Genomic DNA, 19,849 nt, shown 5'->3' on the forward strand with positions numbered 1-19,849 from the left:
GGTTGGGTCCGCAACCCTGCTCGAGTTAGCGTTCCAGCCGGGCCGGGCTGAACGTCGAGGCGTCGAGCCCGGCCGCTTCGAAGCCCTCGGGCGCGGGTGCACCGACGAGAAGGCTTGCGGCGAATGCGCCGAGCGCCGGTGAGGTGAGGATGCCATAGCCGCCCTGGCCGGCGAGCCAGAAGAAGTCCGGGCGCTCGCGGGCAAAGCCGATCACCGGAAGCTTGTCCGGCGAGAAGCTGCGCATGCCGGCCCAGCTCTTGAAGATACGGCGCACCGGCACGGTTGTCGCCTCCTCGACGTAGTGCGCGGCCCAGGCGACGTCGATCTCCTCCGGCTGGACGTCGGCCGGCTCGCACGGCGTTGCGTCGGCGGGCGAGGAAAGCAGTCGCCCGCCTTCAGGCTTCATGTAGAAGTCTTCGTCGATCTCGTTGATTTCGGGCAGCGTCAGCGCGTCGACGCTTTCGGGCAGGTCGACGGTGATCGCCGTGCGGCGATGCGGCACGATGCCGACGGGGGCGACGCCGAACGATTGCGCGACGGGATCGGCCCAGCCGCCGGCGGCATTGACGATCGTCTTGGCGCCAACCTCGCCGGTACTCGTAGCCAGAACCCAGCGGTCGCCGTCTCGGCGCGGTGCCAGCACGTCCGAGCGCTCGATGATCGCGGCACCATGGCGGCGCGCGCCCCGGACGTAACCCTGCAACAGGTTCTCGACTTCGATGTCCCAGAACTGCGGATCGTAAAAGGCCGCAGCCACATAGTCGCCGCGCAGGATCGGCACGCGTGCGATCGCCTCATCGACGCTCAGCCGTTCAATTTCGGCGTTTGCACGGCTCTCCGCGGCAAACACCTCTTCGAACCGCGCAAGCTTTTCGGCATTGGCGATCATCACGCCGCCGCGCTGCTTGAGCAATGCGATTTCGGAGAAGCCTTCGGGCGGGTTGTCGAAGAAGCCCTTGGAAATCGCCGCGAGCGCACAGACTTCCGGCGCATTATAGCGAAGCACGAACTCCGCCGCCGAGCGACCGGTGCTGTGATAGCCGAGCCCTTCCTCCCGCTCGATCACCACGACGGAGCGATGCGGCGCCAGGAAATAGGCCAGCGACAGGCCGGCAATTCCACCGCCAATAATCGCCACATCGTAGTCCTGCATGTCCCGCCTCCGTTGGTTGTCGGTCGGACCATAGGCAAGGCGACATCCGCGTTCAAATTTATAACCGGAAAGGTGACTATCAATTCTGATGATGGTCAGGCGGCGTCGAGGCAGTGATCCAGCGGCTCCGTGTCGGCCACATGGGCAAGAAATGCGGCTTCTGCCGGATTGAGGATCGCGTTCGGATTGGAAATGCGAAAGACGTCGGTGGTCGGCAGATCGCTATAGGGTGGCAGCTGCCAGAGCTGGCCCGCCGCGACGGCAGGTGATGCCAAGTGATCCGGCAGCATGCCGATGCCGACATTGGAGGCGATCAGTCGCATCACCTCTTCGACATTGCAGGAGACGGCGCGGACCTGCTGGCCGAAAGACCCGACCGCGCGCACGGCCGTTACCGAGTTCATGTGCTGGCCGCCGAGAACGTCGGCGATGAAGGCGATGTAGGGATTGCCCCTGAGATCGTTGAAGTCGACGCCTTCGACCCCGAATAGCGGATGGCTTCTGCCGCAATAGAGCGCATAGCGCTCGCGCACATGAAAGCGCCTGTTCAGCCAGTCGGGAATGTTGCCGTCGCAAAGGCCCATCGTCGCGACATTGCGTTCGACGGCACTCAACACATCCACGGTCGTTGCGACCGTGACCGACAGGGTCACCTTGGGGTGCAGGCGAAAGAAGCTTTCGAGCTTGCGGTCCCAGGCGGGATTGTGGGCGTGGCTGACCGAGTGGATGTTGAGATGGCCGGTAATCTCCTCGCCGGCGGTTTCAAGAACGTTCGGCAGACGGATGACCGCTGCGAAGATATCGCGGCACTGGGCATGCAGCCGGGCACCGGCATCCGTCAGGTTGAAACGTCCGGGACGGCGGTCGATGAGCTTCTGGCCGACGGTCTGTTCCAGCCGCTTCAGCGCCATGCTGACGGCCGGCTGTTGCAGGAGCAGCCGGTTGGCCGCTGCCGTGATGCTGCCTTCCTCGACGAGCACGACGAAGGTGCGCAGCAGGTTCCAGTCGAGATTGTGGGCGAAGCGTTCGAGGCGGTCATTGGCCATGGTCGTGGCTTGCTTCTGATCTCTGGCGTTGCACTGGCATTCGGTCTGCAAGGAGGGCAGGCAGAGCGAAAGACATCTCTTCTTCTCGTCATATTCCAGCGATTTTGCAACAAGGCCGCGCAAAGCCGGACGAGGGGCCATTCCCCGGACGCATGAGGCGGTGCCTCAATTTCGTTTGAAACGCCATGCACCCCTTGCGATAACGTGAGCTGAATAATCCGATGGGAGAGAAACATGGCCGGCAAGACGCAATTTCAATGGGATGATCCGTTCCTCCTCGACGATCAGTTGACCGAGGACGAGCGCATGATCCGCGACACCGCGCGGGCCTATGCGCAGGACCGTCTGCAGCCGCGCGTCATCGACGCCTACCGCGAAGAATCGACCGATCCGGAGATCTTCCGCGAAATGGGCGAGCTTGGCCTGCTCGGCGTCACCGTTTCGGAAACCTATGGCGGCGTCGGCGCTTCCTACGTTGCCTACGGTCTGGTTGCCCGCGAAGTCGAACGCGTCGATTCGGGCTACCGTTCGATGATGAGCGTGCAGTCGTCGCTGGTGATCTATCCGATCTATGCCTATGGCTCCGAGGAGCAGAAGCAGAAATACCTGCCGAAGCTGATCAGCGGCGAGTGGATCGGTTGCTTCGGTCTGACCGAGCCGGACGCTGGTTCTGACCCGGCCGGCATGAAGACCCGCGCAATCAAGACCGAGAGCGGCTACCGCCTCGTCGGTTCGAAGATGTGGATCTCCAATGCACCGATCGCCGATGTCTTCGTGGTGTGGGCGAAGTCGGAAGCGCATGGCGGCGCCATCCGCGGCTTCGTGCTCGAAAAGGGCATGAAGGGCCTTTCCGCCCCGAAGATCGCCGGCAAGCTGTCGTTGCGTGCGTCGATCACCGGCGAGATCGTCATGGACAATGTCGAGGTCGGCGAGGAGGCACTGCTGCCGAATGTCGAGGGCCTCAAGGGTCCGTTCGGTTGCCTCAACCGCGCCCGCTACGGCATTTCCTGGGGTGCGCTGGGTGCTGCCGAATTTTGCTGGCATGCGGCGCGCCAGTATGGTCTCGACCGCAAGCAGTTCAACCGCCCGCTCGCCCAGACGCAGCTCTTCCAGAAGAAGCTCGCCGACATGCAGACGGAGATCACGCTCGGCCTGCAGGGGTCGCTGCGCGTCGGCCGCCTGATGGACGAAGGCCGCATGGCTCCGGAAATGATCTCGATCGTCAAGCGCAACAATTGCGGCAAAGCGCTCGACATTGCCCGCATGGCCCGCGACATGCACGGAGGCAACGGCATCTCCGAGGAATATCAGGTCATGCGCCACATGGTGAACCTCGAGACCGTCAACACCTACGAGGGCACGCATGACGTTCATGCGCTGATCCTCGGCCGCGCCCAGACCGGCCTCCAGGCCTTCTTCTGAGCGGCGCCGTCATGGAAGCGCCGCTGAAGGGCATTCGTGTGCTCGAACTGGCCCGCATTCTTGCAGGCCCATGGATCGGCCAGACGCTGGCCGATCTCGGTGCCGACGTCATCAAGGTGGAAAGCCCTGATGGCGATGACACCCGCACCTGGGGCCCGCCCTTCGTTGCGGGCGAGGACGGCGAGACGCTGGACGCCGCCTATTTCCACGCCTGCAACCGCGGCAAGCGCTCCGTCGTGCTCGACTTCACGACCGAGGAAGGGAGGGAGGCCGTGCGCCGCCTTGCCGCCCAGTCGGACGTGCTGCTCGAAAACTTCAAGGTCGGCGGGCTTACCAAATATGGGCTCGACTACGAGAGCCTGAAGAAGATCAATCCGGGGCTGATCTATTGCTCGGTCACCGGCTTTGGCCAGGATGGCCCCTATGCCCATCGCGCCGGCTACGATTACATCGTCCAGGGCATGAGCGGCATCATGGACCTGACCGGCGAGCCCGATCGCGAGCCGCAGAAGATCGGCGTCGCCTTTGCCGATATCTTCACCGGGCTCTATGGCGTGATCGCCGTGCAGGCGGCGCTTGCCCAGCGCGAGCGCACCGGCGAGGGGCAGCAGATCGACATGGCTCTGCTCGACTGCATGACTGGCGTGCTCGCCAACCAGGCGCTGAATTTTCTGGTCTCCGGCAAGGCGCCGCGCCGGCTCGGCAATGCGCACCCGAACATCGCGCCCTATCAGGTCTTCCCTACATCCGATGGTCACCTGATCGTTGCCGTCGGAAACGACCGGCAGTTCGTGAAGTTCTGCACCTTGCTCGGACGGTCGGATCTTGCGACTGACGAGCGTTATCTGACCAATGCGCTTCGCGTGCAGAACCGGGACACGCTGACGCCGGAACTGTCAGCCGAAACGGCGAAGATCGAGCGCGACACGCTGTTGAAGTTGCTGGAAGATGCCGGTGTGCCCGGCGGGCCAATCAACACGGTCGCCGACGTCTTTGCCGATCCGCAGATCGAGCATCGGCAGATGCGGGTGGATACGCCGCATTCGGGTGCTGCTGCCGGTACCTCGCCCGGGGTCCGGACGCCGATCCGGTTTTCGGCCGCCGAGCTTGCGCTTGAGCGTGGCGTGCCGCGGCTTGGGGAGCATACGGCCGAAGTGTTGGCCGAAATCGGGATGGACGCGTCGTAGCGTGACTAACGCTACGTGAGATGCTGAGCGTCTCGTTGAGGCGCGACCTGAAGAAAACAGCGAAAAGCCCTGGAAATCGGAGAGATTTCCAGGGCTTTTCCGTTAAGCCTTGAGGGCGCGGTCGAAGACGCGCGACAGCCGTTCGGCGAAGCCGCGCGGGTCCTGCGGCTTGTCGCCGTCGAGCACGCGCGCCTGGTCGAGCAGGAGTTGAACGGCGTCCGTGCGGAACGCCGTATCGCCGGCGGGGCTTGCGGCCATGGCGGTGATCAGCGCGTGGCTCGGGTTGATTTCGAGGATCGGCTTGGGGGCATCGTCGAGACGACCGGCGCCCTGCAGCATCTTTTCGAGCTGGCGGTCGGGGCCGTGTTCCGGTGCCACCAGGCAGACCGCACTTTCAGTCAGGCGGTCGGAGGTGCGCACGTCCGAGACGGCCGCGCCGAGGGTTTCCTTGGCAAAGGCGACGAAGTCGATGACCAGCTGGCTCGCCTGCGGCGCCTCTTCCTTGCTGCCTTCGGGCTTGGCGATGGCGCTGAGATCGGCCGCCCCTTGCGTAATCGACTTCCAGGGCTTGCCGTCGAAATCCGGTGCTGACGTCACCCAGAAGCTATCGACCGGATCGGTCAGGAGAAGCACCTCGATGCCGCGGGCGCGAAAACCTTCGAGCTGTGGCGAGGCCTTGAGTTGGGCGAGATTGTCGCCGGTCAGGTAATAGATCGCCGACTGGCCGTCCTTCATGTCCTTGACGTAATCGGCAAGGCTGCGCTGGCTCTCATCCGACGTGGTGGTACGGAAGCGCGACAGCGCCACCAGCTGTTCGCGGCGCTCGTAGTCTTCGTAGATGCCTTCCTTCAGCACGCTGCCGAAGTTTTCCCAGAGTTTGTCGAAGGTCTCGGTCTCGTTTTCCGCAAGCTTCTCGATCGCCGTCAGCACACGGTTGGTCACGCCCTTGCGGATGCTGGCGAGCAGCGGGCTTTCTTGGATCATCTCGCGCGAGACGTTCAAGGGCAGGTCGGAGGTATCGACGAGACCGCGCACGAAGCGCAGGTAACGCGGCAGCAATTCCGCTTCGTCGGTGATGAAGACGCGCTTGACGTAGAGTTTCATCCGGCCCTTGCGGTCCGGGTCGAACAGATCGAAGGGCTTCGAACCAGGCAGGAAGGCAAGGGCCGTATATTCGTGCCGGCCTTCGGCGCGGAAATGCACCGTCAGCGCCGGATCGTCATACTGGCCGGCGACGCCTCGATAGAAATCGGCGTAGTCTTCCTTGCTGATCTCGCTCTTCTGCTTCGTCCAGAGCGCGGTGCCGTCGCCGACCTGGACCGGTTCCGCATCGGGCTTTTCGAGAATCGAGATCGGCACAGGCACGTGGCCGGACTGGTCCTTGACGACGCGCTCGACGGTCCAGCGCGATGTGTAGGTCTTCGCGTCTTCCATCAGGTGCAGCGTGATGCGCGTGCCGCGCGCCGGGGCGTCGGCAAGCTCTGCTGCAGAAACGGTGTAGCTGCCCTTGCCGTCGGACGACCACAGGAAGGCATGCTCGGAACCGGCGCGACGCGATACCACGTCCACCTTGTCGGCGACCATGAAGGCGGAATAGAAGCCGACGCCGAACTGGCCGATGAGCTGCGCGCCCTCCTTGCCCTGGGCGGCTTCGATACGCTCCATGAAGGCGCGCGTGCCCGAGCGGGCGATCGTGCCGAGCGCTTCGACCAGCTCGTCGCGGCTCATGCCGATGCCGTTGTCCTCGACGACGAGCCGGTTGTTTTCCTCGTCCAGCTTCAGCGTGATGCGCGGGGTCGGGTCACCGGCCAGAAGCTCCGGCGAGACGATCGCTTCGTAGCGCAGCTTCTCGCAGGCATCCGCGGCATTCGAAATCAGTTCGCGGAGGAAGACGTTCTTGTCGGAATAGACAGAATGCACCATCAAATGGAGCAGTCGCGCCACATCGGCTTCGAAGACATGTTTCTCTACGGACATTTCGATTTCGCTCATTGCCTGGCAACTCCTTTGGGTTTCGCCCCAATTGGCAAGCGGTGTTCGGAATTTCAAGGCCTGACTTGCGCGCTCCCCATTTCTGGATAATGCTGCAGTGCGAAAGATCAGTGAACGCTGGCGAAACGATGCTTCTTCAACGGGGTCCACGGCGAAGAATTCGCGCGGGCGACAAATCGCCGTAACACTCCGCAGTTATGCTGCTTCGACCCGAGCAATGGCCTTGGGTTATCATGCCGAGTTCATATCGCGGCCTGCCGCCTGTCTCTTTGACTAAGGTCAATGCGAGACGAATTGCGTTGTTCTATTGGCTCTGGAAACGGGGCCGACCTTCAATCGCACCGAGGAGTGGACATCATGCCCAAGCATTCCACGAGCCCGACCATCCCGACTTTCGCAGATGCCTATTCCTATTCGCTCGATGCCTGGCAGCGTTCGGTCCTCTTTCTCGATGTGATGCGCCAGCGTGGGGCGCAATATGAGGAACACCGCACCCAGACCGCGCCGAATGTGCTGGAGTTCGAGGCCCAGCTTGTTACCGATGGGCGCACGCTCGCCCGGCCGGTGAACTATGCTCTGGTCAGCATCGTTCCGCCCGAGGGTATCACGATCGATCCGACGAAGCGTCCCTTCGTTGTCGTCGATCCCCGGGCGGGGCACGGCCCCGGCATCGGCGGCTTCAAGGCTGACAGCGAGATCGGCGTGGCGCTGAAAGCGGGCCATCCCTGCTATTTCATCGGCTTCCTGCCGGATCCTGTTCCGGGCCAGACGATCGAGGACATCGCGCTGGCCGAAGCCGGTTTTCTCGAAACCGTCATCGCCCGCCATCCGCAGGCAGATGGCAAGCCCTGCGTGATCGGCAATTGCCAGGCGGGCTGGGCGGTCACGATCGTTGCGGCGCTGCGGCCCGAACTCTTCGGCCCGATCATCATTGCCGGCGCGCCGCTTTCCTATTGGGCGGGCGTGCGCGGGCAGAACCCGATGCGTTATTCCGGCGGGCTTCTCGGCGGCAGCTGGCTGACGGCGCTGACCGGCGACCTCGGTGGTGGCATTTTTGACGGCGCCTGGCTGGTGCAGAACTTCGAGAACCAGAATCCGGCGAACACGCTCTGGACCAAGCAGTACAATCTCTTTTCGAAGATCGACACGGAAGCGGCACGCTACCTCGGCTTCGAACGCTGGTGGGGCGGCCATGTCACGCTCAATGCAGAGGAGATGCAGTTCATCGTCGATGAGCTCTTCGTGGGCAACAAGCTCGCGGCCGGCGAAATACGAACCTCCGACGGCACCGCGATCGACCTGCGCAACATCCGCTCGCCGATCGTGGTCTTCTGCTCGACGGGCGACAACATCACCCCGCCGCAACAGGCGCTTGACTGGATCCTCGATCTCTACGACAGCGTCGACGAGATCCGCGCCTACGGCCAGACGATCGTCTATACCGTGCACGAGACCGTGGGCCATCTCGGCATCTTCGTCTCGGCGGGCGTCGCCAGGAAGGAACACGATGAATTCGCCTCCAACATCGAGCTGATCGACGTTCTGCCGCCGGGGCTTTACGAGGCGGTGCTGACGCCGGTAAGCGAAACGGTCGAGGGCCGGGCGCTCGTCTCCGGCGAATGGCTGATGCGCTGCGAGTCGCGCACTCTTGAGGACATCCGCGCACTCGGCGGCAACGACATCGAGGACGACAGGCGTTTCGCCGCCGCGGCGAAGCTCTCGGAGATCAATCTGGCGCTCTACCGCACCTACCTGCAGCCGATGGTCAAGGCGGCGGCGACGCCGCCCGTGGCAGAGGCGATGCGCAACATGCATCCGCTGCGCCTGCAATATGCGCTTTTCGGACCGGACAATCCGTTCATGGCCTGGACGTCGGCGCTGGCGGACCATGTGCGCGAAAACCGGGAACCTGCCGCCGCCGGCAACCCGTTTATCGCCTGGCAGGAGGCGCTGTCACAGCAGATCGTCGACGGCCTCGAGACCTGGCGGCGGACGGCCGAGTACCTTTCGGAGCAGAGCTTCCACGCCCTCTACGGCGCTCCGAGCCTGCAGGCCGCACTCGGTGTCGACACCAACACAAAGCAGCCGCCGCGAAAGGCGGAGAAGAGCCTGCTGCACCGGGAACTCGTCAAGGCGCGGATCGCCGAACTCAAGGCCCGGATGGCAGAGGGCGGAACGTGTGAAGGCCTTGCCAGAGCTCTGATTTTTGTCGGCATGGCGCGCGGCGGCGCTGATGAACGCGGCTTTGAGGCCATTCGCCGGCTCCGGCTTTCCCATCCGGAAGCAAAGCAACTGAGCCTGGCCGACTTCAAGACCGTTATGCGGGAGCAGTATTTCATGCTGCTGATCGACGAGGCGGCGGCACTCGCCGCTCTTCCGAAGCTACTGCCGGAAGCGGTCGAGGAGCGTCGCACCGCCTTTACGGCCCTTCGTGTGATCCTGGAGGCATCCGGGGCCGTGATGGGCGTGGCTGCCGAGCGGTTGCAGCAGGTTGCCGCGCTATTTCGCCTGGACAGTGAGCCGCCGGTTCCGATCGCAGCGGGTAAGACCATTCGCAACCGCACTGCATCCTGATAGGGGGAATCGACTTGTCCGAGGTAACTGAACTGCCGGTTGGGCAGTCCAAATACGATCTCCTGATCGCCACCGCGCGAGACGAAACGCCGGCGGTCACCATTGTCGTGCATCCCTGTGACGAGACGTCCCTGCGCGGTGCGCTCGAGGCTGCGCAAATGGGCTTGATCGCGCCCGTTTTGGTCGGGCCGGAGGCAAAGATCCGCAGCGTTGCCGCAGAATATGGACTCGACCTCGGCCAGAGTGAGATCGTAGATGCGCCGCACAGCCATGCGGCGGCGGCCAAAGCGGTGGCGATGATCCGGGAAGGGTGGGGCGAGCTGTTGATGAAAGGCAGCCTGCACACCGACGAGTTGATGAAGGAGGTCGCGGCGTCGGCAACCGGGCTCAGGACTGACCGACGGATCAGCCACGTCTTCATCATGGACGTGCCGGGGCATAGCGAAACGCTATTCATTACCGATGCCGCCATCAACATCTTCCCGGACCTCGAAGCCAAGCGCGACATCGTGCAGAACGCCATCGATCTTTGGGTGACGATCGGCCTCGGTGAGCCGCGGGTCGCCATTCTTTCGGCGGTCGAGACCGTGACGACGAAGATCCCCTCGACGATCGAGGCGGCCGCACTCTGCAAGATGGCCGAGCGCGGCCAGATCACCGGCGGCCTGCTCGACGGTCCGCTTGCCTTCGACAACGCGATCGACCCGGAGGCAGCAAGGATCAAGGGCATCACCTCCGCCGTGGCCGGTCGCGCCCAGATTCTGGTGGTGCCGGACCTTGAGGCGGGCAACATGCTCGCCAAGAACCTTACCTTCCTGTCGCACGCCGACGCTGCCGGCATCGTGCTTGGAGCGCGCGTGCCCATCGTGCTGACGTCGCGGGCGGACTCCGTGCGCACGCGTCTCGCCTCCTGCGCCGTCGCCTCGCTCTACGCGGCGCGGCGCCGGGCCGCGCAAGTTGCGGCGGTGTGACCATGGATGCGCTTCTCGTCGTCAACGCCGGATCGTCGAGCCTGAAGTTTCAGGTGTTCGGGATCACGGATCAAGGGCTCGAACGCCAGATCAAGGGCCAGATCGGTGGCATCGGCACGCGTCCCCGCCTGCAGGCGAAAGCGGCCGACGGCAGCACGCTGACCGACAAGAGCTATGATGCCAACGTCGTTGGCGATCTGCCGGCGGCGATCGCGGCGGCGCGCGATTGGCTGCTGACGCTGGAAGGCTTCACCCTGCGGGCGGTCGGCCATCGCGTGGTGCACGGCGGTCCCGATTATGCCGCGCCGGTGCTGATCGACGCGAACGTCCTTGATCGCCTCGCGAGCTACCAGGATCTGGCGCCGCTGCACCAGCCCAACAATCTGGCGCCGATCCGCCAGGCGATGGCGATCAATCCGGATGTGCCGCAGGTCGCCTGTTTCGATACGGCCTTTCACCACGGTCACCCGCAAGAGGTGAACTGCTACGCGATGCCGCGCAGCTACTATGATGAAGGCGTGCGGCGCTACGGCTTCCACGGCCTTTCCTATGAATACATCTCCGAGCGACTGCGGGATGTAGCGCCTCAGGTCGCAGGTGGTCGCGTCATCGTCGCGCATCTCGGTAGCGGTGCCTCGATGTGCGCCCTCAGCAATGGTCACAGCGTCGAGAGCACGATGGGCTTTACCGCCCTCGACGGTCTGCCGATGGGAACCCGGCCCGGCCAGCTTGATCCGGGCGTCGTGCTCTATCTCATCCTGCAGCGCGGCATGAGTGCCCGGGCCGTTTCCGATCTGCTCTACCACGAGGCCGGCCTCAAGGGTCTCTCGGGCGTGTCGAACGACATGCGCGATCTGCTTTCAAGCGCGGATCCTCACGCCAAGCTTGCCATCGACCACTTCATCTATCGCTCGGGGCTCAATGTCGGGATGCTGGCAGCCGCGCTCCGTGGCGTCGACGCCTTGGTTTTCACGGCGGGCGTCGGGGAAAACTCCGCCCAGATCCGCGCTCGCATCGCCGAGAACATTGCCTGGCTCGGCGCCGAACTCGATCGTGTCGCCAACGAGGCGGGCGCCACGCTGATTTCGACGCCTTCGAGCCGCGTCGCGCTCTACGTCATTCCGACGGACGAAGAACTGATGATCGCTCGCCACACGCTTTCTCTGCTTAAATCCCGCGCAGCCTGATCCATCGGAGACGATTGATGTCCATTCCTGTCGCAAAGGCCAAACTTCTCGATGGCCGCAAGGGCTTGATCGTCGGCATTGCCAACGATCGGTCGATCGCCTGGGGCTGCGCCCGCGCTTTCCGCGCTTTCGGGGCGGAAGTCGCCGTGACCTATCTGAACGACAAGGCAAAACCTCATGTCGAGCCCCTGGCTCGCGAAATCGAAGCGCCGATCTTCCTGCCGCTTGACGTTGCGGTGCCGGGCCAGATGGAAGCGGTGTTCGAAGAGATCGAGAAGATCTGGGGCGAACTCGATTTCGTCGTCCATTCGATCGCCTTTTCGCCGAAGGACGCGCTCGGCGGCCGGGTGGTCGATGTCCCACGCGAGGGTTTTTTGAAGACCATGGATATTTCCTGCTGGTCCTTCATCCGCATGGCGCATCTCGCCGAGCCGCTGATGAAGAACGGCGGCACGCTCTTCACCATGACCTATCATGGCTCGCAGGTGGTGGTGGAAAACTACAACATCATGGGCGTCGCCAAGGCGGCGCTGGAAAGCGCCGTGCGTTATCTTGCCTCCGAACTCGGCCCAAAGGGGATCCGCGTGCATGCGATTTCGCCGGGCGCGCTGGCGACTCGCGCCGCCTCCGGCATTCCGGAATTCGACGCGCTGCTCGAAAAGACCAAGGTCAAATCGCCGAGCCGCGAGCTGATCGACATCGACGACGTCGGCGCGGCCACCGCTTTCCTTGCGCATGACGCCGCCCGTCTGATCACTGGGCAGGTGCTCTATGTCGACGGTGGCTACCACATCATCGACTAAGCTCGTCGCGCAAAAGTGCGCAGCGGTTTTGCGGTTGCGACATGCGGCAAATCAACGGCGTAAAGCGCGGGGGCGATCCTGAAAGATCGCGACGCGCTTTAGCCGCCGGGTCTCCGCACGGGTCAGATATTGCCCATGCAAAGATATTTCATTTCCAGATAGTCCTCGAGCCCGTGGCGCGAGCCTTCGCGGCCGATGCCTGATTGCTTGATGCCGCCAAAGGGCGCGGCTTCCGAGGACATGCGGCCGGTGTTGATGCCGACCATGCCGTATTCCAGCGCTTCGGCCACATGCCAGACCCGCTTCAGGTTCTCGGCGTAGAAATAGGCGGCAAGACCGTAGATCGTGTCATTGGCCTCGGCGATGACCTGCTCGGCCGTCTCGAAGCGGATGATCGGGGCGATCGGGCCGAAGGTTTCTTCCTGGGCGACGCGCATGTCGGTTGAAATGCCCGTGAGAACAGTCGGCTCGAAGAAGGTGCCCGACGCGCCGATCCGGTGGCCGCCTGCGCGCACCTTGGCGCCCTTGGAAACGGCGTCGGCGACGTGGGCCTCGATTTTCTCGATCGCGTGCTTGTCGATCATCGGGCCGAGTGTAACGCTAGGCGTAAAGCCGTCGCCGACGGTCAGTTCGGCGACGCGCCTGACGAACTTCTCGGCAAAGGCATCGTGTACGCCCGATTGCACATAGATGCGGTTGGCCGAGACGCAGGTCTGGCCGGCATTGCGAAATTTTGCCTGGATGGCGCCGTCCACCGCTTCGTCGATGTCGGCGTCGTCGAAGACGATGAAGGGGGCGTTGCCGCCGAGCTCGAGGCTGACCTTCTTGATCTGGTCGGAGCATTGCCGCATCAACAGCCGCCCGACCTCGGTCGAGCCGGTGAAGCTGATCTTGCGCACCTTGGGATTGCTGCAAAGTTCGCGGCCGATCGCGGCACCTTCTGCGGCATAGAGCAGGTTGACGACGCCGGTGGGGAAGCCGGCTTTTTCGGCGAGCACGAACATCGCGCCGGCAACGAGCGGTGTCTGTTCGGCCGGCTTCAAGACGATGGTGCAGCCGGCGGCAAGGGCCGGAGAAATCTTGCGGGCGACCATCGAAGCCGGGAAGTTCCACGGCGTGATCGTACCAACGACGCCGACGGGCTGCTTGATCACAAGCATGCGCCGGTCGTTGGCCGGGGCCGGGAAGGTTTCGCCATAGATGCGCTTGGCCTCTTCCGCATACCACTCGACATAGGCAGCTGCATGCAGCACTTCACCCTTCGATTCGCCGATCGGTTTTCCCATCTCGGCCGTCAGGATGGCTGCAAGATCGTCCGCATGCGCGACGATCAGGTCGTACCAACGGCGAAGCACGGCGCTCCGGTCCTTGGCGGGTTTTGCCGCCCAGAGAACCTGCGCTTCGGCAGCAGCTTCGATTGCCGCATGGGCCTCGTCGATGCCCATGTCCGGAAGCGTTGCCAGCTTTTCGCCGGTCGATGGATTGAAGACATCGAAGGTCGCGCCCGCCCAGTTTCTGCCGGCCTCCGGAACGGTATGAAGCGATGCGAACAGGTCGGCGTCACGCAAGTGCTTGGTCAAGGCGGGGGTCAAGGTCATGGGCATCCTCCGGCGATGGCCTGCCGCGAGACGGCAGGCCCGCTTTTGCTTGTTCTTGCGGGCACCGACTTATCCCGGCACCCGAGCATTGCGCGTCTGAAATTGGCGCGCAGCACCCACAGCGACGCGCGTCCTTCAAGACGCGCTAAGGTCGCCGTAGCACTTTGAATTGCTGCATAATTTTGCCCTCAAGTCGATCCCGAATTGAGGAATTATGCACCGGGCAACCGCGTTGGCGGGCGCCCGGTCGAGGATCAAGCGCGCGCCGCGAGAATCGAGGCTTCGAGAATGTCGAGCGCTTCGGCGAAGACTTCGTCCTGGATGGTGATCGGCGCCAAGAAACGAATGACGTTGCCGTGCACGCCGCAGGTCAAGAGGATCAGGCCCTTTTCCAGTGCGATCAGGCGCACCTTGTTGGCAAAATCGGCGCTCGGCAGGTGGGTCTTCACGTCGTTGAACTCGACGGCGTTCATGAAGCCGGGGCCACGGATGTCGACGATTTCAGGTGCCTGCTCGCGGATCGCGGCAAGGCGCTGCTTAAGGCGGCCGCCAAGCTGTTCGGCGCGTTCGCAAAGTTTCTCCTCAGCGATGACGTCAAGCACGGCATGGGCTGCAGCGATGCCGAGCGGGTTGCCGCCATAGGTGCCGCCAAGGCCGCCCGGAGCCGGTGCGTCCATGACTTCAGCGCGGCCGGTGACGGCTGCGAGCGGGAAGCCACCGGCAAGGCTTTTCGCCATGGTGATGAGGTCGGGCGCGACATCATGGTGGTCCATCGCAAACATCTTGCCGGTACGGGCAAAGCCGGTCTGGACTTCGTCGGCGATGAGCAGAATGCCGTGCTGGTCGCAGATTTCGCGCAGCGCCTTCATGAAGGCGGCGGGCGCGGGGTAGAAACCACCTTCGCCCTGAACCGGCTCAAGGATGATCGCAGCGACGCGGCCCGGATCGACGTCGGCAGCAAAGAGCTTCTTCAATGCGGCGAGCGACTGTTCGGTGGTGATGCCGTGCAGTTCGATCGGGAAGGGGGCGTGGAAGACGTCGCCCGGCATCGCGCCAAAGCCGACCTTGTAGGGAACGACCTTGCCGGTGAGCGCCATGCCCATGAAGGTCCGGCCGTGGAAGCCGCCCGAGAAGGCGATGACGGCCTGGCGGCCGGTCGAAGCACGGGCGATTTTGACGGCGTTTTCGACAGCCTCGGCGCCTGTTGTCACGAAGATCGTCTTCTTGGCGAAGTCGCCCGGGGTCAGCGCATTGAGGCGCTCGGCGAGGTGCACGTAGGTTTCGTAAGGAACGACCTGATGGCAGGTGTGGGTGAAGCGATCGATCTGCGCCTTGACCGCTTCGATGACCTTCGGGTGGCGATGGCCGGTGTTGACCACGGCGATACCGGAGGCGAAATCGATATAGCGATTGCCTTCCTTGTCCCAGATTTCCGAATTTTCCGCGCGATCGGCGTAGATCTGGGTGGTCATGCCGACGCCGCGCGAGATGGCGGCGTTCTTGCGGTCGGTGAGGCTGGTCATGGCGCGTTCCTGTCGTCTGGAGTTAATATATTGCATTTTTTCTGCAAGTTTATTGTGGAAGTGGTACACCTTTCACAGTCGATTGCAAATCAAATTTGGTGATCGAGACACCACGGTTGCTGATGCGCCGTTCTTGTCAGATCTCGATCGCGGCGGCTAAGGTTGCGGACACGCCGGAATTGCAAGGATTCGGGCAGCGCCGCTGGGCGGTAAAGGGAAATTGGAATGGGCGCAGTGCGCTACAAGGTCGCCGAAGCGGCACGATTGGCGGGGGTTTCTGCCTCGACGCTGAGACTATGGGAGACGCAGGGTCTCGTTGTGCCCGAGCGCTCGCCGACGGGACATCGGCAGTACACCGAGAACGATCTTGCCCGATTGAAGCGCATCTCCTGGTTCCGGGCCGAGCGCGGTCTCAATCCGGCTGCGATCCGTGAGGCGCTGGACGCTGAAGGGGCTGCGGACGACCAGCCCACATCGGCGGCGAGCGACGGCCCTGAAAACCAGGTGGGGCGCAAGCTGCGCAGCCTCAGGCACGCCGCCGGCAAGACGCTGGAGCAGGTCGCCGGTGAGATCGGCATCGCCGCCTCGGTGCTTTCGACGCTGGAGCGCACCTCGCAGGGCGTCTCGGTCGCGGTGCTGCACAACATCGCTGAATTCTTCGGCACCACCGTTTCCAGCCTCGCCGGTGAAGAGGAGGCGGATGCGCGCGCCGTCGTTCGGGCCGGCGAATGGCGGACATGGCCGCGCACGACCCCCGGCGTCACGGTGCAGCTTTTGGCCGATGGCCGCAACCAGATGGACTGCCACCGCTTCGTGCTGGAGCCCGGCGCGTCCAGCGAAGGCGCCTATGGGCACGAGGGCGAGGAGTTCGTCTATGTCCTCTCCGGCCGGGTCGAGTTCATTCTCGACAGCGACCAATTCTACGACCTCGGCGTCGGCGACTCGCTCTATTTCGAAAGCAAGCGGCGGCACGCCTGGGCAAACCGTCACGACGGCGAAACCGTGCTTCTCTGGGTCAATACGCCGCCGACATTCTAGCCGGACGCTCACGCGTTAACCGACCCGCCGAGCCCCTGGGTATCCGCGATCCTTGCAAGTGCCGCGTCTTCCGGCAGCAGGTAGACCTTGTCGATCATCCGGTCGAGCAGCTCGCGTTCGACGCGCAGGACGGATTTCCGGCAATCGGGCAGGACCTCCTCGAGATTGTCGATCATGGCGTGCAGCCTTCGCGCGATCTGCAGGTTATCGGCGCCGTAGATCCTGATCTCGCGGCATGTCAGCTGTACGAAATCTCCCCAATCCGGAGTCCTGAACATCACGCGCAGGCGGCCCTGCGGGTCAAAGACGCTGTCGTTGCGCAGGTTACGGTTGCCGACGCTGCGCAGCAAACGATGCAGCTGGTCAATGGCCAGAACCGCCGTCGTCGGGTCATTGATCGCCTTGGAAAGCGCCTTGGTGGCGATGTCGACAATGATCCTGAAGGCGAAGGTCGGGTCCTGTTCGACCGTCCGCTCGCGCCCGAAGGCCACGCTGCTGCGAAGATCGTGGGACGAGATCGTCTTGGCACCGCCATAGAGCCGAAAGAGCGGCTGCCCATAGGAGACGAAGTCACCAATACGGGCGACCAGCTCGACGATACCGCCAGCCCGCGTCGCCCGGCTTGCCAGAAACTTCATGTCCACGGCGAGAACGATGTCTGAGGAGCCGATATGCGTGACCACACGATCGGGCGGGCCAAGTGAACCGTTTGGCGGCGGCTCTTCGCTCGTCTCCCTGAGATTGTCGGGGTACACGGCTTCGATCATGGCGAAACCCTGCTCGGCAACACGGTGGATGATGCTGACCGGACGCAAGAGACGGGCGGAGTAATCGATGAAATAGAGGAAGGCGGCCAATGAGAGGACGCCGAGGACGCCGGAGATCCAGACGATCGAGGGCGGGGCCGATGCGTTTACCCGACTGATCACCCCGATCGCAAAGAGCAGCGTGAAGATGAACAGGCCCACGGTGAAACGAATGACGTTGTCGCGCAGAAGCGTGATGGCGATGATGCGCGGCGTCAATTGACCGCTGGCGATCTGGATCGCAACGAGCAGCGACCCAAACGTGAAGACGATGAAGGAAAGCGCGAGGCTGATGATCGCTTGCATCGCAGCGACGGTACCCTCGACGCTCAAGGGCCACGGCGGCACCCAAGTTGTCCAGTCATCGTGCGCCATCACCGTGCGAAACAGAACCTGCTCCACGATAAGCGCAAAGAAGGGGATGATCCAGAGCGAGGACCGCATGTAGTTCTTGAACCGATACAGCCTGCTCCAGTTCATGTGACCTTGCCCCCGACGATGGCCGACGCCATCACCTCGAAACCGAAGCCGTCTTGCGCAGTCCTCGCGGCGCGCCACGTCTCTGCCATGCCCGATCGCCAGCTTGCCCCGCATGAGATAGGAGACATGATTATACGCTAATATTCAGGATTGCGCGAACTCGAACAACCCGGTTGGCGGGTGCCGCAGTCTGCGCGGCACTTCTGCCGGAAGGCGGTCAATCACGTGTGCTGCTGAGCGGCGCACCCGCTCAGCAGTCTGTCGTTCCCTCAGCAATCGAACCGTTTCTAGCAGTTATAGACACCGGCCGCGCAACGTCGAGTCGTGCGACGGGCAACGCCCGCCACGCTGACCGGCGTCAGCGGTCGTCCTACCCTGGCAATGGCAGGAGAGACGAAGGTGGGGATCGCTATGCTCAGCGCTTCGCTCGTCAAGTCGCCCATGATGAGTGCGGCGGCCAGAAAGAGCCAGATGATTCCCGTGCGTTTGCAGAAGCTCATTTTTTATCTCCCACAACGAAGTTGTCCGGCAGTTCGCTCAAGGTCTGTTTGAGGTCGGCGACATCAGCCTTTTCGGCATTCGTCGCGTTCTTGAAAGCAAAGTCATCCGCGGGCACGCCGTCTCCGGATTTCCAGTCCCTGATCTGGAGGCTGTATTCCGGCCCGCCCTTGACCTTGCTGGAGGTGATGACCAACCGGCAGGGATACGGTTGTTCGCCATGTGCGACCCAGATCTGGAAATCCACGTCGTCCTTGCGAAACGCCAGGGAGTCGCATTCCTGGCCGTTAATGACGCCGCTTCCCAAATCCTTGGCGTCATAGACGCCCTTCATCAGTTCGTCATAGGCATTGGTCATCAGCAGGTCTGCAGCCGGCAGGGGCAGCCCATGCTTGTCCTTCAACTCGTCGATCAGTTGATCGACTGTCCCTTGCATTTCCACCTGGGTGTACTTGTTGACGTTCTTTCCGAGAAGCGTGAGCGTTTTCCCGTCAAACAGGGTCTCGGTATCGACAAACCCACCGGAACGGGTCGTATGCACCTTGTCCGGCCGGCTGAGGTTCACGGTGCCGGAGCTCGATAGCCCAAGCTTCTGGTCTGCGCTGGTGATGACCTGAAGATTGGAATCATAGCTGAACGACAGGGCCTTCTGAGCGGCCAGGTAGTCGGACATCGCCTTGAGCAACTTCTTGGCTTCCGGCGAGTCGGTCACTCTCACGAGCTCGACCCGGCGATTGAGCGCCCGACCTTCCGCCGTATTGTTGCTGGCAACCGGCATCATCTGACCGACACCGGAGGCTATCAGCCTGTCGGCGGGAACCCCTCTCTTGACCAGAGCGGCCTTGATCATTTCGGCACGTTCCTGCGAGAGACGCTGGTTGGCTTCCTCGCCGCCGCTCGCATCGGTATGGACGACGATCCTCAAGCTCCAGTCAGGGAACCTCTTCAGCACGGCGGCAACGTCGTCGAGAAGTTCAGCGCCGGCCCGCAAGGTGGACTTTGCGATGGCGAAGCGCAGGCCAGAGAGATCGTACTGTTCTCTCGTCTGCAATGCCTGCTGCAAGGCTTCCTTGCTGTATCGCATATTTGCGCCATCCGGGCCCTGCGCCCACGTGACGGTGCTTGGCATTGCAGTCAGAACGGCGAGCGCGAGCATTCCCCGCGCGAGGCGTCTGCTGATCGATAGGTCTGTTCTGGATACCCTGCCGAGGTTCGAAACTTTTTTGTGCTCAGGCAGGACGGCTGGCGCTCTGGACATCGCAACAATCCTTCTCGTTCGGTTGAGAATTGAATCACAATGCGCTTGCAACGCTACGTCGTGGCATTCCTCGAACGCGCTGGCCGATAGGGCTCGCTCTGCGCGAAACTACGACCAGACAAATCAGATCCAGGGGTAACTCTCGGCCCGACACTATCGACCGAGCAGTGGCCGCTAGAGACAGGGGCCTCTGCCAACTGAGCAGAGGCTCAGGGACACCGTGCGATTGCGACGCCTTCGCCGCAGCCGCACGCGCACATGGTACATCCGCGCGATTTGCGCGCAATTCATCCTAACGGATTAGGGCAGAGGC

General features: G+C 62.9%; 15 protein-coding genes. 7 read left to right on the forward strand and 8 right to left on the reverse strand.

Annotation, left to right across the window (positions count from 1 at the left end):
• Positions 1-25: 25 nt before the first annotated feature.
• Positions 26-1,153, reverse strand: a complete 1,128-nt coding sequence (locus IB267_RS22940) for an FAD-binding oxidoreductase (protein WP_192449725.1) — start codon at positions 1,151-1,153, stop codon at positions 26-28.
• Positions 1,154-1,248: 95 nt separating this feature from the next.
• Entirely contained in the window at positions 1,249-2,199 is a 951-nt protein-coding gene (locus IB267_RS22945; RefSeq protein ID WP_192449726.1) for a LysR family transcriptional regulator, read from the reverse strand.
• Positions 2,200-2,433: 234 nt separating this feature from the next.
• Here IB267_RS22945 and IB267_RS22950 point away from each other — a divergent pair, with 234 nt between their 5' ends.
• Together IB267_RS22950 and IB267_RS22955 are read left to right on the forward strand one after the other, a co-directional pair.
• Positions 2,434-3,621 (forward strand): acyl-CoA dehydrogenase, encoded by a 1,188-nt coding sequence (locus IB267_RS22950; protein ID WP_034799596.1) that lies wholly within the window; start codon positions 2,434-2,436, stop codon positions 3,619-3,621.
• Positions 3,622-3,632: 11 nt separating this feature from the next.
• Positions 3,633-4,808, forward strand: a complete 1,176-nt coding sequence (locus IB267_RS22955) for a CaiB/BaiF CoA-transferase family protein (RefSeq protein ID WP_192449727.1) — start codon at positions 3,633-3,635, stop codon at positions 4,806-4,808.
• Positions 4,809-4,910: 102 nt separating this feature from the next.
• On the opposite strand, the gene htpG is transcribed toward IB267_RS22955, so the two are convergent.
• Positions 4,911-6,800 carry a molecular chaperone HtpG gene (htpG, locus tag IB267_RS22960; RefSeq protein ID WP_192449728.1) on the reverse strand — a complete coding sequence of 630 codons (1,890 nt, stop codon included), beginning with the start codon at positions 6,798-6,800 and terminating at the stop codon, positions 4,911-4,913.
• Between the two features lie 357 nt (positions 6,801-7,157).
• Here htpG and IB267_RS22965 point away from each other — a divergent pair, with 357 nt between their 5' ends.
• From IB267_RS22965 to fabI, 4 genes are read left to right on the forward strand one after another with little or no spacing between them, the layout of a single operon-like run.
• On the forward strand, positions 7,158-9,374 hold the full coding sequence (locus IB267_RS22965) for a DUF3141 domain-containing protein (protein WP_192449729.1): 2,217 nt from the start codon (positions 7,158-7,160) through the stop codon (positions 9,372-9,374).
• A 14-nt stretch (positions 9,375-9,388) separates the two neighbouring features.
• Complete coding sequence (locus IB267_RS22970; protein WP_192449730.1) at positions 9,389-10,345, forward strand: phosphate acetyltransferase; 957 nt, start codon at positions 9,389-9,391, stop codon at positions 10,343-10,345.
• 2 nt (positions 10,346-10,347) lie between these two features.
• Positions 10,348-11,532: an acetate/propionate family kinase gene (locus IB267_RS22975; protein WP_192449731.1), complete on the forward strand. Its 1,185-nt coding sequence runs from the start codon at positions 10,348-10,350 to the stop codon at positions 11,530-11,532.
• A 17-nt stretch (positions 11,533-11,549) separates the two neighbouring features.
• Positions 11,550-12,335, forward strand: a complete 786-nt coding sequence (gene fabI, locus IB267_RS22980) for an enoyl-ACP reductase FabI (RefSeq protein WP_089043777.1) — start codon at positions 11,550-11,552, stop codon at positions 12,333-12,335.
• Positions 12,336-12,457: 122 nt separating this feature from the next.
• Here fabI and IB267_RS22985 read toward each other — a convergent pair whose 3' ends face one another.
• Both IB267_RS22985 and IB267_RS22990 read right to left on the reverse strand, forming a co-directional pair.
• Positions 12,458-13,933 (reverse strand): NAD-dependent succinate-semialdehyde dehydrogenase, encoded by a 1,476-nt coding sequence (locus tag IB267_RS22985; protein WP_192449732.1) that lies wholly within the window; start codon positions 13,931-13,933, stop codon positions 12,458-12,460.
• 254 nt (positions 13,934-14,187) lie between these two features.
• Positions 14,188-15,456: a 4-aminobutyrate--2-oxoglutarate transaminase gene (locus tag IB267_RS22990; RefSeq protein WP_192449733.1), complete on the reverse strand. Its 1,269-nt coding sequence runs from the start codon at positions 15,454-15,456 to the stop codon at positions 14,188-14,190.
• Between the two features lie 225 nt (positions 15,457-15,681).
• On the opposite strand from IB267_RS22990, the gene IB267_RS22995 reads away from it, so the two are divergent.
• Positions 15,682-16,494, forward strand: coding sequence for a MerR family transcriptional regulator (locus IB267_RS22995; RefSeq protein WP_192449734.1), 813 nt, complete (start codon positions 15,682-15,684; stop codon positions 16,492-16,494).
• Positions 16,495-16,502: 8 nt separating this feature from the next.
• On the opposite strand, the gene IB267_RS23000 is transcribed toward IB267_RS22995, so the two are convergent.
• The 3 genes from IB267_RS23000 to IB267_RS23010 form a co-directional block, all read right to left on the reverse strand.
• Positions 16,503-17,780 carry a DUF2254 domain-containing protein gene (locus tag IB267_RS23000; protein ID WP_089043781.1) on the reverse strand — a complete coding sequence of 426 codons (1,278 nt, stop codon included), beginning with the start codon at positions 17,778-17,780 and terminating at the stop codon, positions 16,503-16,505.
• Between the two features lie 287 nt (positions 17,781-18,067).
• Positions 18,068-18,280, reverse strand: a complete 213-nt coding sequence (locus tag IB267_RS23005) for a hypothetical protein (RefSeq protein WP_192449735.1) — start codon at positions 18,278-18,280, stop codon at positions 18,068-18,070.
• Entirely contained in the window at positions 18,277-19,407 is a 1,131-nt protein-coding gene (locus IB267_RS23010; RefSeq protein ID WP_192450031.1) for a DUF2092 domain-containing protein, read from the reverse strand. The genes IB267_RS23005 and IB267_RS23010 overlap by 4 nt, the downstream gene beginning before the upstream one ends.
• Positions 19,408-19,849 lie beyond the last annotated feature (442 nt).

The sequence above is a fragment of the Ensifer sp. ENS09 genome, assembly GCF_014852425.1.
Lineage (GTDB): Bacteria > Pseudomonadota > Alphaproteobacteria > Rhizobiales > Rhizobiaceae > Ensifer.